Origin of the sequence: Mesorhizobium sp. Z1-4, from assembly GCF_004000235.1 — a bacterium.
Classification (GTDB): Bacteria; Pseudomonadota; Alphaproteobacteria; order Rhizobiales; family Rhizobiaceae; genus RCIO01.
On the sequence record NZ_RCIO01000003.1, the window covers coordinates 579371 to 594798 of the forward strand.

At 60.3% G+C, this 15428-nt stretch carries 14 protein-coding genes; 12 read left to right on the plus strand and 2 right to left on the minus strand.

What is annotated here, in order from left to right; genetic code table 11:
- Positions 1-135 precede the first annotated feature (135 nt).
- Together EP165_RS14235 and EP165_RS14240 are read left to right on the plus strand one after the other, a co-directional pair.
- The gene (locus EP165_RS14235; protein WP_127523460.1) at positions 136-825 is read left to right on the plus strand and encodes a hypothetical protein; all 690 of its coding nucleotides are present in this window, start codon (positions 136-138) and stop codon (positions 823-825) included.
- A gap of 3 nt (positions 826-828) precedes the next feature.
- The gene (locus EP165_RS14240) at positions 829-1722 is read left to right on the plus strand and encodes an ATP-grasp domain-containing protein (protein ID WP_127523461.1); all 894 of its coding nucleotides are present in this window, start codon (positions 829-831) and stop codon (positions 1720-1722) included.
- Positions 1723-1731: 9 nt separating this feature from the next.
- Here the strand turns inward: EP165_RS14240 and EP165_RS14245 are convergent, their stop codons facing one another.
- Complete coding sequence (locus tag EP165_RS14245) at positions 1732-2646, minus strand: alpha/beta fold hydrolase (RefSeq protein WP_127523462.1); 915 nt, start codon at positions 2644-2646, stop codon at positions 1732-1734.
- Positions 2647-2772: 126 nt separating this feature from the next.
- Here EP165_RS14245 and EP165_RS14250 point away from each other — a divergent pair, with 126 nt between their 5' ends.
- The 10 genes from EP165_RS14250 to gltX all read left to right on the plus strand — a co-directional run bounded on the left by EP165_RS14250 (position 2773) and on the right by gltX (position 14332).
- Positions 2773-3402 (plus strand): gamma-glutamylcyclotransferase family protein, encoded by a 630-nt coding sequence (locus EP165_RS14250; RefSeq protein WP_245440149.1) that lies wholly within the window; start codon positions 2773-2775, stop codon positions 3400-3402.
- 113 nt (positions 3403-3515) lie between these two features.
- Positions 3516-4889 (plus strand): class II 3-deoxy-7-phosphoheptulonate synthase, encoded by a 1374-nt coding sequence (locus EP165_RS14255; RefSeq protein ID WP_127523463.1) that lies wholly within the window; start codon positions 3516-3518, stop codon positions 4887-4889.
- A 163-nt stretch (positions 4890-5052) separates the two neighbouring features.
- The gene (locus EP165_RS14260; protein ID WP_127523464.1) at positions 5053-7638 is read left to right on the plus strand and encodes a PAS domain S-box protein; all 2586 of its coding nucleotides are present in this window, start codon (positions 5053-5055) and stop codon (positions 7636-7638) included.
- Between the two features lie 92 nt (positions 7639-7730).
- A complete protein-coding gene (locus EP165_RS14265; protein ID WP_127523465.1) occupies positions 7731-8126 on the plus strand; it encodes a GFA family protein in 396 nt (131 codons plus the stop codon).
- Positions 8127-8201: 75 nt separating this feature from the next.
- Complete coding sequence (locus tag EP165_RS14270) at positions 8202-8555, plus strand: diacylglycerol kinase (protein ID WP_127523466.1); 354 nt, start codon at positions 8202-8204, stop codon at positions 8553-8555.
- Positions 8545-9135 (plus strand): hemerythrin domain-containing protein, encoded by a 591-nt coding sequence (locus EP165_RS14275; protein WP_245440150.1) that lies wholly within the window; start codon positions 8545-8547, stop codon positions 9133-9135. Before EP165_RS14270 ends, EP165_RS14275 begins: the two co-directional genes overlap by 11 nt.
- A gap of 51 nt (positions 9136-9186) precedes the next feature.
- Entirely contained in the window at positions 9187-9906 is a 720-nt protein-coding gene (locus EP165_RS14280) for a DNA-3-methyladenine glycosylase I (RefSeq protein ID WP_127523467.1), read from the plus strand.
- A 66-nt stretch (positions 9907-9972) separates the two neighbouring features.
- Positions 9973-11646: an NAD+ synthase gene (locus EP165_RS14285; RefSeq protein WP_127523468.1), complete on the plus strand. Its 1674-nt coding sequence runs from the start codon at positions 9973-9975 to the stop codon at positions 11644-11646.
- Between the two features lie 71 nt (positions 11647-11717).
- Positions 11718-12962 carry an MFS transporter gene (locus tag EP165_RS14290; protein WP_127523469.1) on the plus strand — a complete coding sequence of 415 codons (1245 nt, stop codon included), beginning with the start codon at positions 11718-11720 and terminating at the stop codon, positions 12960-12962.
- Entirely contained in the window at positions 12959-14332 is a 1374-nt protein-coding gene (gene gltX, locus EP165_RS14295) for a glutamate--tRNA ligase (RefSeq protein WP_127523470.1), read from the plus strand. Before EP165_RS14290 ends, gltX begins: the two co-directional genes overlap by 4 nt.
- Here the strand turns inward: gltX and EP165_RS14300 are convergent.
- Positions 14250-15404 carry a DUF2865 domain-containing protein gene (locus tag EP165_RS14300; protein WP_127523471.1) on the minus strand — a complete coding sequence of 385 codons (1155 nt, stop codon included), beginning with the start codon at positions 15402-15404 and terminating at the stop codon, positions 14250-14252. The genes gltX and EP165_RS14300 overlap by 83 nt on opposite strands.
- Positions 15405-15428: the final 24 nt, after the last annotated feature.

The following is a 15428-nucleotide window of genomic DNA, read 5'->3' on the forward strand; positions in this document are numbered from 1 at the left end:
CCCGTCAATAAATGACCGGATCAATTCAAGCTGCATTGCTTGTGTATTCGAGTTCGATTGACTGAGGCGGTTGTGTAAATTTATGCTGTAAGAAAAAATGTTCGTATGGGGCTCAATCATCAATGGGAGCCTCAAATGGCAAAGCAAGTACGCATACTCTCAGTCGACAATATCGAGATCATCGTCCAGAAGAGTAACCCGCCGCAGGCAGTTATCATGGTAGCGGGAACCGCGAGTACGCCCGGGTACAAGGATGTACACCTTGCCCCGCTGGAGAAAGTTCTGTCGCCGGACGGTATTCTTGATCTCGAGCTCGTTGGTAAGCCGCCGGATGGCATTGTCATACAGGTGTTGACCCCGGTCTTTGCGGATTACGTGGTCGACAAGGACGTCGACAGACTCGTTGGCGTGAAGGTTCATGCGCGCAGCAACGACATGACGGCACTCGTTAGCGGCCGCGGGCAGTCCCAGCCGGGCGCGGAGGCCGCCGCCGGCCTGACTACGTTCGCAGTTGGCGAAGAAACGCCGAAAACGTTCCATATCGGGGAAGAGTTTCCCAAGACGTTCCGGTTCGGCGAGGAGGGCCCGACCACGCTCAGGGTTGGAGAAGAGGGAAGAAGCTGGCCGACCGGCGAAAACTGGCCAACTACATTTGCCTTTGGCGAGGAAGGACCGAAAACGCTGGCCATCGGCGAAGAAGGGCCGAAGCCGTTCTTTGGCGAGTCCGACCCGCGAGTGGAGGGGCCCGGAACCGGTCCGGTGGCGGAAGATTTCGATCCCGGTTTCGACGTAGATCCCGGACCCTTCGGTCGCCGCAACCGCTAGGCAATGCGGGGGCATTTTTTTCTGGCCGGCGGGCGGAGCGACCCTTCGCTCGCCGCGCTGCGAGAGGCGTGCATCCGCGCGGAAGTTCCTGTTGCACAATTGCTGCATGACCATGACGCAGAACCAGCGGTCCTTTTTCGGCCCGGCTCGCGCGAGATCGAAGCGGATGGGCAGCAGTTCATCGTTTCTGCTGGTTTCTGTCGGTACGATGTCTTTTCAAGTCCGAACGGGGAGATCACGGCCGGTTTGCCAAAATCGCCGGCTTGGTTCGCACTTGCCACCGGGCTGCTTGCCTTGCCGGAAGTTCGGTCGTTCAATTCCGGTCAACTGGCCGATGCAGGCAACAAGCCAGGGGATCTGGCGATAGCTATCGCTGCCGGACTACAGGTACCCGAGACCGTATTGTCGAATTCGCGAGCGCACATTGAGGCGTTTCTGGGACGATATCCCGATGCCGTCGCAAAACCTGTGGCCGGTGGCGGCTACTGCCATGATGCTGCAAAGTCGCTTGAAGCCGCAGATTGGCAGGATGAGCGAACTGCATTACCGGCATTTCTTCAGGAGCGCCTTTCTTATCCGGAATACAGAATCTACCGGATTGGAACAGAATTTCTGGCATTCAAGCTTGAAAGCCGATTTCTCGACTATCGCGTCGATCCTGCGTCGCGCATGGTCGTGCTCGATGACATAGGCTCCATCCGTCCTCTGATGAACGGTCTAAGCAAGGTATCGGACATGCTGAGGATGGATTTTTGCGCCTTCGACCTCAAGACGCGCGCCCGGGATGGAGAAGTCTGTTTTCTGGAAGTGAATTCAGGCCCAATGTTTGCCGCCCACGATGCCGTTTCTCGGGGCAGGCTCACCGACATGATGGTCCGTCATCTATGGCGGTCTTGAACAAGCAGCCTAACCAGCCTGGCCCATCGTCATTTGTTTGCCCTCGAGCAGCCAGGCGATGAATTGCGGCCACAGCGTTTCGGCAAAGCGCGAGCGAAAGAAGCCCAGGTGTCCGATCCTGTCGGCTCCGCCGTCTTGCGGCGCGAGCCATCGCGTTTCGACGGGTGCATTGCTGTAGTAGCTCATGAGCTTGGCTGTTGCGCGCGGATTTCCCCACGGATCGTCACTCATACCGAGGGTTAGGATCGGCGTTGTCACCGCCGCTATGCGCGAAACTTCCGGAACCTGCGGATCGCCGAAGAAATATTCCGGATGCCTGCACCATCTGGCCCAGTCGCGAAAACAGGAGGAGGGTATCGGCTCGCCAAGCGCCATCCAGCGCGGCATGCTGGAATAAAGGTAAGAGACCGGAACGCCGATAAGGTTCATGCGCGCCCAGACTGTCGGATCGTCGAGCAATGCATGATAGCCGGACATCGTTGCGACCATGCCGTAGCGTTCGAAGCGGTCCGCTATGCCGCTCAAGCCGAGCGCCTGGCCGCCGAATGATTGGCCCACACCGACCATTGGATGTCCCGGGGCGACTTCGTCCAGCCTCGCCGCCGCCGCCGGAAGGTCGAGCAGGGCCCAGTCACGATAATTGAGGCGTTTGCGCCATTCGCGCGGTCGCTTCGAACCGCCAACGCCGCGATAATCGTAGACCATTGCGGCCCGCGCGCCGGACGCAACGCATGCCTTGGCAAAATTCACATAAAGCCCGCGCGGAACCGCCGTCGCCCCCGAAACAAGAACCAAAGGCCCGTGGCCGGCGCCCTGGAAGATGGTCGCGGCCAAAGGGAAGCCGTCAGGCGCTTCCACGATGATTTCGGTACCGGCTTCGCTTTCCTCGCGTTCGGAGGCGGCCCTTTGCGGCTGATCGAGCATACGAAAACCCTGGGATCGGTATCTATGAGAATCATACCATTTACGTGAACGTCAAAGTCAATATCCATCTGCGCTGCGTTATGGCAGGTGCTTGCGCGTGTCCGCCAAGGGGCTAGCTTGGCTGCGATGGACGAGAAGCCACCGATCGAAATGCGCGTGCCGGACGGGCCTCTCGTGGCCTATTTCGGCTACGGCTCGCTGGTCAACCGGGCGACCTTGCGCACCCAAATCGTCTCAGCAGTTCCCGCGCGTCTTCATGGCTGGCGGCGGCTGTGGCGCACGCGGCCGGACATGCCCGGCTTTCCCGCGGCATTGCTGACGGTGGAAGCGGCGGATGGCGCGGGGTGCGACGGGCTTCTGCTATTCGACCGGGCGGAAAACCTGGCCGCAGTCGACGCGCGCGAAGCCCGCTACCGTCGCGTCACAATCGGACGCGGGGCGATCGAGACGGAGGCCCCGCTGCCGCAGGACTTCGAGGCCTATGTATATGTTGCACACACCGATTTGCCGCAGCACCCGCAACCGACGATGATCCTGCAATCCTATCTCGATGCGGTGATGCAGGGTTTCCTTGCCGAGCACGGAGAAGCCGGTTTGGTCCGGTTCGTGCGTGAGACGGGAAGCTTCGACTTTCCTGTCCTGCGCGACCGGGCAGCGCCGCGCTATCCGCGCAGCGTTGAGCTGACAGAGTTTCAGCGATCGCTTTTTGACGATCTGCTTGGCCGGAACGGGGCCGAATTCCGCGACAGCGCGTGATCCAATTCGGCAGATTAGCGTCTGGAACGCCCGCAGTGCTTCCTGTATAGAGCCGCATTCCGTGGGCGGTTTCCGTTTACCGCCCGCGATAAAAAGTGAGTAATGGTGTCGATATGAAGAAGTGGTCTCCGAATTCCTGGCGCGGCATGCCGATCAAGCAGGTACCGGTCTATCCGGACCCGGATGCGTTGGTCGAAACGGAAAAGCACCTGGCAAGCTATCCGCCGCTCGTTTTTGCAGGTGAGGCGCGCAAGCTGAAAAGCCAGCTGGCCGCGGTCGCGGAGGGCAAGTCTTTTCTGCTCCAGGGTGGTGATTGCGCTGAGAGCTTCGCTGAACACGGCGCGGACAATATTCGCGACTTCTTCCGCGTTTTCCTGCAGATGGCTGCCGTATTGACCTTTGCTGGCACTCAACCGGTGGTCAAAGTCGGGCGCATCGCGGGTCAGTTTGCGAAACCCCGGTCTTCCGACAATGAGGAAAAGGACGGCAAGACGCTGCCGAGCTACCGCGGCGATATCATCAACGGGATCGATTTCGACGAAAAGTCGCGTATTCCGGATCCAGCGCGGCAGGAGATGGCGTACCGGCAGTCCGCCGCTACGCTTAATCTTTTGCGCGCTTTCGCGCAGGGCGGTTTTGCAAGCCTCGAGAACGTACATCGGTGGATGCTCGGTTTCGTCTCCGACAGCCCGCAGTCCGAGCGTTATGAGGCGCTGGCGAGCCGTATCACCGAGACGGTTGAGTTCATGCGCGCCATGGGCATCACCTCGGACACCAATTTTGCGCTGCGCGAGACGGATTTCTACACCAGCCATGAAGCGCTTCTGCTTGGATACGAAGAAGCGCTCACCCGTGTCGATTCGACCTCGGGCGACTGGTACGCAACCTCCGGCCATATGATCTGGATCGGCGACCGAACCCGCCAGCCAGATCATGCGCATGTCGAGTATTGCCGCGGTATCAAGAACCCGCTCGGCCTGAAATGCGGACCCTCGATGACGCCGGAAGGTCTGATCGAGCTGATTGACCTGCTCAATCCGGAGAACGAGCCGGGCAGGCTGACGCTGATCGCCCGCTTCGGTGCCGACAAGGTCGGGGAGCATCTTCCGGGGCTCGTTCGAGCTGTGAAGGCGGAAGGCCGCAAGGTCGTCTGGTCTTGCGATCCCATGCATGGCAACACAATCACCCTGAACAGCTACAAGACGCGGCCTTTTGATCGTATTCTCAAAGAGGTACAGGCGTTTTTTGATGTACATCGTTCAGAAGGAACGCACCCGGGCGGTATTCATGTCGAGATGACCGGCAAGAACGTCACCGAGTGCACCGGCGGCGCGCGTGCGATCTCCGCCGATGATCTGCACGACCGCTACCACACGCACTGCGACCCACGCCTGAACTCCGATCAGGCGCTCGAACTGGCTTTTCTGATCTCGGACCTGCTCAAGACGAAGCAGCCTGACGTAAGCAGGAAGGCGGCCAACGGCTGAGTGCCGCGCAGCGAGACGGATCACGAAGTTGCATCGACCCGGCAGCCGCCCGCGCTGCCGGGTTTTTTACCGTCTGCTAACCCTGCTGACCGCGCTGCCACCATGGAAAGCGGTCTTTAAGGTCCAAGGCGCATAACCGTTCCATGATTGGGATGGTGCGCGAATGGAAATACTGAGTAGAAAACAGGGCTATATCCCGGCCGCACTGCTGACGCTCGGCTCGAGCTACTTCGCGGTTGCGAGCATTTCCATTCTTATCTCGAAGGCCGGAGCCGACGGCATCGCGGCTGTTTGGCTGGCAAATGCCATGGCAATTGCCATGATAATGACGATGCGCTTGCCGGTTGGCTTCGCACTGAGCGCAGTCGCGGTATCCAGTTACGGCGTAAACTTGATGTTCGGGCAGCCGGCAGGTCCGGCCTTGCTGCTGAGTGCGATCAACCTGTTTGAAATCGGGCTGGCCGTCGGGCTCCTCTCATGGTGGCTCGGCCCACATGCAAGCAAGCCGAAGACACCGTCGCAGCTCATTGCCTATTTCGTTGTCGCCGTCGGCGTTGCGCCGGTTGCGGCGGCTTTGATTGGAGCCCCGCTTACCGCCTATTTCATGGGTTGGTCGGCGGAAGCTGCCTTTGTTACCTGGGTTGGCGGTGCAGTACTTGGTGGAACGCTCATCATCCCGCCGGTCATCCTGGCCGGCTCCAGGCACAGTGACGCGGTATTTTCGCAGCGGCGCCTCATGATGTTCACCGTTGCTGCCGCCGGCGCGCTGATTTCGTCGTCGTTTGCATTGTGGCTGCAAGTCTATCCGTTCTTCGTTATCGGGCTTTATCTGCTGGCGACAACACCGTTTGTGGGGCGTATCGAGGTTTCGCTTCTCGCAGCCATCTGCGGCATGGTGGCCATCCTCGATGCTGCTTTTGGGCTTGCGCGTGCGTCTGAATACGGCCTGATTGCCTTTCCCGGCGCGTTTCAGATACCGCTTTCAGCGGCTCTGATTACCCCAATCTTTGTATCGCTACTGGTCTGGCGCATGCGCTCTCAGAGGCGTGAGTTGATCAAGAGCGAAGCGCTGTTTCGGGCCGCTTTGGAAGATTCCGCGGTCGGTATGGCAATTGTCGAACTCAATGGCAGGATTTCGCGGGCGAACGAGTCGCTTGCAGATATGCTGGGCTATTCAATCGAAGAACTGGTCGGCAAAACCCTTTTCGAGCTTTCGTATCCCGACGACAGGCATATCGGGCTCAGCATGGTCCGCGATATCGTCGATGGTGGCGAGAACAGGTTCCGTTTCGAAAAGAGGTATCTGACGAAGGATGGGCAGCCGATATGGATCGACCTGTCCTGTTCGGTCGTAATTGACGACACGACCGGCAAAGCATCTTTCACGGTCGCGCAATTCGCCAATGTCGATGAGCGTATCAAGGCGCAGCAGGCAGTGATGGAGGCCGAAAACCGCTGGAATTTCGCACTGAACAGTGCGCGCCAGGGTGTTTGGGATTTCAATCTGCGCGACAGTCAGACCTATTATTCTCCTATGTGGAAAGAGATGCTCGGTTATGAGCCCGACGAACTCGGAAACGAGCCGGACTTGTGGCTGAGGCTCATCCATCCCGAAGACCGCCCGCGGGCGCTGCAGCTCGACAAGCAACTCCTTGAAGGGCGTACGTCGTTCTTCGAGGCAGAGTTCCGCATGCGCTGCAAGGACGGTAGCTGGATCTGGGTGCTCGACCGCGGCAAGACGGTCGAGCGGGATGAAAACGGTCAGGTTGTGAGGGCGATCGGCACCCACACCGACATTACCGCCCAGAAGAAGGCACAATCCCGGCTGGCCGAGACGGCCGCCGCCCTCAAGGCGGAAAAAGAGCGCCTGCGCGTCACGCTTCACTCGATTGGCGATGCGGTTATCTGCGCCGACGCTGAAGGCAAGGTCACGTTCGTGAATGCTGCCGCCGAAGCGCTGACAGGCCACACGGCCGACAGTTCCATCGGAAAACCGCTTTCGCAGATCTATTGCCCGCGTGACGAAGAAACCAACGAGGAGATTTCCGTATTGAGAGGGGAAGCCTCCGAAGGTACGCGCTCCCACAATCGTGCCGCCATAGTGCGGCCGGATGGAAGGCGTTCGTCGATCCGGCAGGTGGTTTCGCCGATCATCACCGAAGGCGAGGTGATGAACGGTTCTGTGATCGTTTTCCAGGATGTTACGGACGCGCGCACGCTGCAGCGTCAGTTGGCATATGCGGCCAGCCACGACTCGCTCACCGGTCTCGCAAACCGCGCGAACTTCCATTCCACAATGCGGGAAATGGTCGAAGAGGTGGGCAAGGACGAGAAGATCGAACACCAGCTTCTGTTCGTCGATCTTGATCGCTTCAAGGAAGTGAACGACACGGCCGGACATGGTGCCGGCGATGCGCTCTTGAAGAAGATTTCGGGCGCCTTGCTTGAATCGGTACGCAGGTCGGATTTCGTTGCGCGGCTTGGCGGCGACGAGTTTGCGCTGATCCTGAAATACTGCAATGTCGAAACTGCGGTTCGCCATGCCGAAAATATCGTTTCGTCGATCGCCGGCCTCGATTTCGAGTGGGAAGTCCAGCGTTTCAACGTTGGCGCAAGCATCGGCATCGCGCCCATCAACCATGGCGCGGGCGCCGTCGACGAGATTCTCGCCAGGGCCGACCGCAGTTGCTACGACGCCAAGTCTTCCGGCCGTGGAACCGTGTCAGTGTTCAGGCCGGAAGCGGCGTAAGGCTTGCCGTTGGCGGAGCTGGCACAACGATAATCACTGGTTTGCGCGTGGATGCAGGCATACCGTTCGGGACCAAGCGACGGAGCAGCCGGATGAGCGAACCATATCGGGGCAGTTGCCACTGTGGCGCTGTCCACTATCGGGTGAGCGGTGCCTTGCGGCCCGTGAGCTATTGCCATTGCAGCCAATGCCGCAAGCAAAGCGGCCACTTTTACGCGGCGACACAGTGCCAAACGAGTGATCTGGCGGTCGAGGGCGAACAACACCTGACCTGGTACAGTGCTTCGGACACCGCGCGCCGAGCATTCTGCAAGACCTGCGGTTCGGCTCTCTTCTGGCGCGCCAATGACAGCGAGCGCACGTCCATTCTTGCCGGCAGCCTCGATGGACCAACCGGACTTGCCGGGGGAAATCATATTTTCGTGGCCGACAAGGGCGACTATTACTCTATCGACGACGGCCTGCCTCAATATCCGCAGTATGATTGATTGTTTGCGCGTCATTGCTAACGCACCGGGCATTCATCCGCTAAACAGGCACCTGTCGAAATACGGGAGTGGATGATGGAACGGCTGGTGAGCGCGACGCGCAATTCACTGCGCGCATTGCATGTGCTCATGCGCGATGAGGCTGCCTTCAAAAGCGAGGTCGTCGCGCTTTCGCTTGCCTTGCCGGTCGGGTGGTTTGTAGCGCCCACGCTTGGCGGCTACCTGCTTCTAATCGGCGTTATCCTGGCGCTGATGATCGTGGAGGCACTCAACACGGCGATCGAAGCGGCTTGCGATGCGTTTTCGCGCGAGTTCAACGCCGATATCCGGCTTGCGAAGGATTGCGGGTCTCTGGCCGTGGCACTGACGATGATCATCGCAGCGGCAGTCTGGGCGGTGGCGCTGTGGGAGCGTTTCATTGTCGGATAAGAACCGCGATGGTGAAGGGCTTTTGAAACGACATGGCCTGCCGGACGATCTGAAGTTTCTGCTAAACCGTTTTCCACGTTCAGAATGGGTCGGGCATACGAACCTTGAAGGCATGGCGTCGTTCTGGTTGCAGCGACACGACATGTTTCGCGAGTTGGGCGTTATGCTCACAAATGCGATCGTCGAATATCGCGAGGGACGCACGACGCCGCAGGAATTCGCACAGTTCTTCGCGCCGCGGCTCAACTTCTTTCTGAGTAACCTCGACGGGCACCACCGCATCGAGGACGACGTCTATTTCCCCGCCTTCGTCCACGCCGAAAGCCGGCTGAAGCACGGTTTCGACATTCTGGACGCCGATCATCATCTGATCCACGAAGCGCTGGTGCAGAACGCCGAAACCGCGAATGCGTTCTTGCAGACGCTTGACGGAGCCATCGACCGACAGCGTTTCGCAGCCGATGCTTATGGCTCTGCCAATGAGCGGCTCATCCACATGCTGGCGCGGCACCTCGATGACGAAGAGGATCTCATTATTCCGCTCATCCTGGATCGCGGTGACAGCATGTTCGAGGGATGAGCTTGCCGGGCGGTCGTTTCTGCGCCTAGATCGCGTCGCATGGAGGCGTCAATGAAGAGCTTCGAGACGATCAGGAAACGCGCCGCGGAGCGCAAAGGCGGCGACGATGTGCTGATGTCGCTGCTTGCACCGCCACTCGACAACAAGAAGCTGAGCGACGTGCCGGATGACCGGTTCCTGTCGACCATGGCCGAGCGGGTGTTTGCGGCCGGTTTCGTGTGGCGGGTGATCGAGCAGAAATGGCCGGGTTTCGAAGAAGCGTTTCTCGGCTTCGAGCCGAAGCGGCTGCTCTTCCAGCCGGAGGATTTCTGGCACGATCTCGCATCCGACCAGCGCATCGTGCGCAACCCTCAGAAGATCAAATCGGTGCGCGAGAACGCGGCCTTTGTCGATCGTATCTCCGGCGAGCATGGCTCGTTCGGAAAATTCCTGGCCGACTGGCCGGCGGACGATCAGGCGGGGCTGATCGAATTTCTCGGCAAACATGGCAGCCGGCTGGGCGGCAATACGGGGCAGTATTTTCTGCGCTGGGTGGGCTGGGACAGCTACATCGTGTCATCCGACATGGTGGCAGCACTGCGCGATGCCGGGCTCGATATCTCCGAAAAGGCGACGTCGAAAAAGGACCGCGAGAAAATCCAGGGCCAGTTGAATGTCTGGGCGGCCGAAACCGGCCTGCCTTACGTGCATCTGTCGCGCATTCTGGCGATGTCGACCGGACCGAACCGAACGGCGGAGGAATTGCGGGCCTACATGGATGATGGCGAGTGAGTGGCCTCATAGGCGTACCACATGCCCCAATTGCCACCCGGCACAGCCCGCGCTAGACGATCCGGCATGAAAGCACCAGACGTTCTCCGCATCGCCATTGCCCAGCTCAACCCGACGGTCGGCGACATCAACGGCAATCTGGCCAAGGCCCGCGAGGCGCGCGCGGATGCAGCTCGCCACGGTGCCGATCTCGTCCTCTACACCGAGCTGTTTCTTTCCGGCTATCCGCCGGAGGATCTGGTGCTCAAACCGGCCTTTCTTGCAGCTTGCGAGCAGGCGATGGACGGCTTTGCCGCTGACACCGCGGATGGCGGGCCCGGCGTCATCATGGGTGTGCCGCTGAAGCGCAAGAGCGGGGTGCACAACGCCGTTGTCATAGCCGACGGTGGCAAGGTGATCGGCGAGCGCTTCAAGGTCGATCTGCCGAATTACGGAGAGTTCGACGAGAAGCGTGTTTTCGCGCGCGCGCCCGACTTGCCCGGGCCTGTGAATTTCCGCGGCGTCAGGCTTGGCATTCCAATCTGCGAGGATATCTGGGGCGACGAGGCGGTCTGCGAAACGCTTGCCGAGAGCGGCGCCGAAATGCTGCTCGTTCCCAACGGCTCACCTTACTACCGCGGCAAGGTAGATATCCGACACCAGATCGTGCTGAAGCAGGTCATCGAAAGCGGCCTGCCGCTGATCTACGCCAACCAGCTTGGCGGGCAGGACGAGCTCGTGTTCGACGGTGCGTCCTTTGCCATCGAACACGATCATTCGCTGGCCTTCCAGATGAGCCAGTTCGAAGAAAGCGTCGTCGTTACCACCTGGAAGCGCAAAGACGACGTTTGGGTGTGCGACGCCGGCCCGATGTCGCAGATACCGGAAGCCGAAGAGGCGGATTACCGCGCCTGCATGTTCGGTCTGCGCGATTATGTGAACAAGAACGGCTTCAAGAACGTGGTTCTCGGGCTTTCGGGCGGCATCGATTCGGCCATCTGTGCGGCGCTTGCTGTCGATGCGCTGGGCGAAGAGCGGGTGAGGGCGGTGATGATGCCCTATCGCTATACGTCGGAGGATTCACTCAAGGACGCCGAAGCATGCGCACGTGCGCTTGGCTGCCGTTATGACACCGTGCCGATCTTCGAACCGGTGGAAGGGTTCGGTAACGCGCTTTCGGATCTCTTCGAAGGGACCAATGAGGGCATCACCGAAGAGAACCTGCAGAGCCGTGCACGCGGCACCATCCTGATGGCGATCTCCAACAAATTCGGCTCGATGGTGGTGACGACCGGCAACAAGTCGGAAATGTCGGTCGGCTATGCCACGCTTTACGGCGACATGAATGGTGGCTTCAATCCGATCAAGGACCTCTACAAGATGCAGGTCTACGCGCTGTCGCGCTGGCGCAACGGTACGGTGCCGCCGGGCGCGCTGGGGCCATCGGGCGAAGTCATCCCGCAAAACATCATCGACAAGGCGCCTTCGGCCGAGCTTCGGCCCGACCAGACCGACCAGGACTCGCTCCCCCCATATCCGGTGCTCGACGACATTCTGGAATGCCTCGTGGAAAAGGAAATGGGCGTCGACGAGATTGTCGGACGCGGTCACGACCGCGAGATCGTGCACAGGATCGAGCACCTGCTTTATGTCGCAGAATACAAACGCCGGCAGGCGGCACCGGGTGTGAAGATCACGAAAAAGAACTTCGGCCGCGACCGCCGTTATCCGATCACCAACCGGTTCCGGGATCGGAGCTAGCGGCGCCTTGACGGCTTGACCTTGCCCACGGGCTGGTTCAGTGCTCGGCTTTAGGTGCGAGCACTTCAAGAATGTCGTTTCTTACTTTCCTGCGTGACAACGCCCGATGGATCGCGGGCGGGTTCCTGCTCACGTTCTTTTCATCCTACGGGCAGACGTTCTTTATTGCGCTTTCGGCTGGCGATATCCGCGCCGAATACGGCTTGAGCCATGGCCAGTGGGGTATGCTCTACATGCTGGCGACGCTTGCGAGCGCGCTGACCTTGCCGAAATTCGGGCAGATCGTAGACCGCTGGTCTGCCCACACCGTGACACTGATCATCGTGCCGGTACTGGCGTTGGCCTGCGTGATGATGGCGCTTTCACAGCACATCTTGCTGCTTGTGATCACGATCTACCTCCTGCGCCTGTTCGGCCAGGGGATGATGTCGCAGAATGCCTTCACCGCGGTCGGCCGCTGGTTTGCCGCGCAGCGCGGCAAGGCGCTGTCGGTGACCGCGATCGGGGTCAATGCCGGTGAGGCGCTGTTCCCGACGCTGTTCGTTTTCGCCGCCATTGCCATCGGCTGGCGCAACAGCTGGCTACTGGTCGCAGCTTCGCTGATCGTGATTGCCCTGCCGCTGATTTCGTCGCTGGTAGCCGTTGAACGTGCGCCGCGCTCCAGTGAGGAGGGCGGTCAGCTGCCGGCGGTTCGAGATTGGACACGCGGCGAAGCGCTGCGTGACCCGTACTTCTACCTCATCCTGCTCGGAGTTATGGCACCGGGGTTCATCGGCACCACCGTTTTCTTCCATCAGGTTTACCTGGTGGAGTTGCGGGGCTGGTCGATCGAGGTGTTCGCCACCACTTTCATGCTGTCTTCCACTTTGACAGTCATCTCCGCGCTGATTGCCGGCGGCCTCGTCGACCGCTATTCGGCCGTCAGGCTGTTGCCGGCTTTTCTGATCCCGCTGGGCATTGCGTGCCTGATCCTGAGTGCGGTGGAGGCGCAATGGAGCGCATTTGCGTTTATGGGCTTCATGGGTCTCTCCTACGGTGTTTCGTCGACGCTGTTCGGCGCGTTGTGGCCCGAGGTCTATGGCACCAGATATCTTGGTGCGATCCGCGCTGTGACGGTGGCCATCATGGTGTTCGCCACTGCGATGGGACCGGGCATCACCGGGTTCCTGATCGACCTCGGTGTGCCTTATCCGCTTCAGATCGGCGCGATGGGGATCTACTGTTTCTGCGCCTCGGTGCTGATGTATTTCGTCTCGCGCGGCCTCACCGCGCGCAGCTTGCAAGCATCCCGGGCTTCGGCTACCCCGCAGCCATGACGACTACAGTACGCTTTGCGCCGTCTCCGACGGGCTTCATCCACATCGGCAATTCGCGCACGGCGCTGTTCAACTGGCTTTTTGCCAAGCAGCAGGGCGGCCGTTTTATCCTGCGCTTCGACGATACGGATATCGGGCGCTCAAAGCGCGAATATGCTGACCAGATCGAGACCGATCTCGCATGGCTCGGCATAACGCCCGATGCGGTCGAACGGCAATCGGAACGCTTCGGCGCTTATGACGCCGCCGCAGAACGTCTGAGAAAATCAGGGCTTCTATATGCCTGCTACGAGACGGCGGAGGAGCTGGAGCGGCGGCGGCGCATTAGGCTGCAGCGGCGGCTTCCGCCGGTTTACGGGCGCGAGGCCCTTAAGCTGACGGAGGCTGAGAAGGCCGAACTGGAGGCACAGGGGCGCAAGCCACACTGGCGGTTCCTTCTTCCCAATTTCGAGAACGATCCGTTTTCCACGCATCGAACCGAGGCTCGCTGGAACGATATCGTGCGGGGTGAAGAAACCGTCGATCTTGCCTCGTTGTCCGACCCTGTACTGATCCGTGAAGACTGTAGCTATCTCTACACGCTGCCCTCCGTCGTGGACGATATCGATCTCGGCGTTACCCATGTCATCCGGGGTGACGATCACATCACCAATACAGGTGCACAGATCGCCCTGTTCGAGGCGCTTGGCGCGAAGCCTCCGGCATTCGGCCACCACAATCTGTTGACCACGGCGTCGGGTGCGGGGCTTTCGAAGCGTACCGGCGCGCTGTCGATCAAAAGCCTGCGCGAGGAGGGGCTTGAGCCGATGGCTATTGCCTCTCTTGCCACGCTGATCGGCACGTCGGAAGCGGTGACTGCCGTTGCGGATATGGCCGGGCTCGCGAGTGGCTTCGATATCGGGCGCAGCTCGCGCAGCGCGGCAAAGTTCGACCCTGCGGAGCTCATAGTGCTCAATCGCGCCTTGCTGCGCGACAGGCCATTCGGCGAAGCTCAGGCCCGGCTTGTTGCGCTCGGTATCTCAGACGCTCGCGCGGAGCCGTTCTGGCTCGCCATTCGCGGCAATATCGAAAAGATGAACGATGCCGCCGAATGGTGGGGCATCGTCACGTCCGGGCCCGCGCGGCCGGCGGAGCTCGGTGACGATGATCGTCAATTCGTGCGTGACGCGTTCGACCTTCTTCCGCCCGAACCGTGGGACGGTACCACCTGGAAGGAATGGACCGACCTTGTGAAGGTACGGACGGGGCGCAAGGGCAAAGCGCTGTTCGCGCCGCTCAGGCTTGCGCTTACCGGAGTTCCGTCCGGCCCGGAGCTCGCAGATCTATTGCCGCTTCTGGGTCGGGAAGGAACGCTGGCCCGACGACCCTGATGCGTTTCTCCTCCGCTTCCGCATCGCTGGCAGCGGTCGCTACCACCTCGTTTACGGAGATATGCGGAGCCAGCAGCTTTGCCACGGCCGAGGCCGTCAGTCCGCCTTCGCGGTTCGCACGGGTCTCGGGATCCTCTGCCGGGTCGGGGCGCCACTGCGGCTCTGGAAGGAATACCTGGCTCTCTTCCGTTACCGTGTCTGTGACATCCGCATCCGGCGCTTCGCCGGCGATGATGCTGAACGCTTTCGGCTGATTGCAGCCGCACGTCTTGGGCCGCTGGTAGTCCGGGTCGCGGTAGCGGAACGCGGTCGCAAGGTCGGTGTAGGGTTTGCCGGTGACGGTGGATACCATGGCATCGGTCTCTTCGTCTGGCACCGTGTGCGAATAGAGCTCGACCTCGGTTCCCGGACACATCGCCATGCAGGCCTTGGTGTCGTTGTCGAAATTCTGCGGCGAGGAAGCATAAGCAATCGGGAAGAAATAGCCGTCGCAAGTGCGCACGCACAAAGTACGATGGTTGCCGCGGCGATACCCCGGGCCGGACGAGGCGCTGCTCCGCACGTTCTCTTGCTCATCCGGCGTCTCTTCGCGTGCGCCCTGGCCGCGAGTACCGAAGAGCCGCGTAAATAACGTAGCGGGCTGGCCGGAGTTGTTGGCGGCTTCGGTTACGCCGCAACGCTTGCGCGCCATTTCGGACCGGATGCGCGCTTTCTCGTTCGGCGCGTTGCCGCCCGCAAGCTGGTTTTTTGTTCGTTCCAGCTGGAGCAGGTTGCGCTCCATCTTGGCGACCGTTGCGCGGATTTCGCCGCAATGCGACTTGATGGATGCCAGGAACGATGAGCAGCCATTGTTTGCCTGCCGGTTCCGGGCGCGCTCAAGCTGTTGTTTCTGAGAGATGACCGCCCGTTCATAGCGGCGCAGCTTGGTTCTGTCTCCGCCGTGCGAGACCGATGCCAGGCGTGCCTCAAGGTCGCGGCATTCCGCCGAACTGGCGGACGCCTGAAATGCGGCGAAGGGGAGGATGATGCCCACCACCGCAATCAGCCTGATGAAATTCGCAAACCGCCGCATATCGCCTGTCGCTCATGGTCGAAT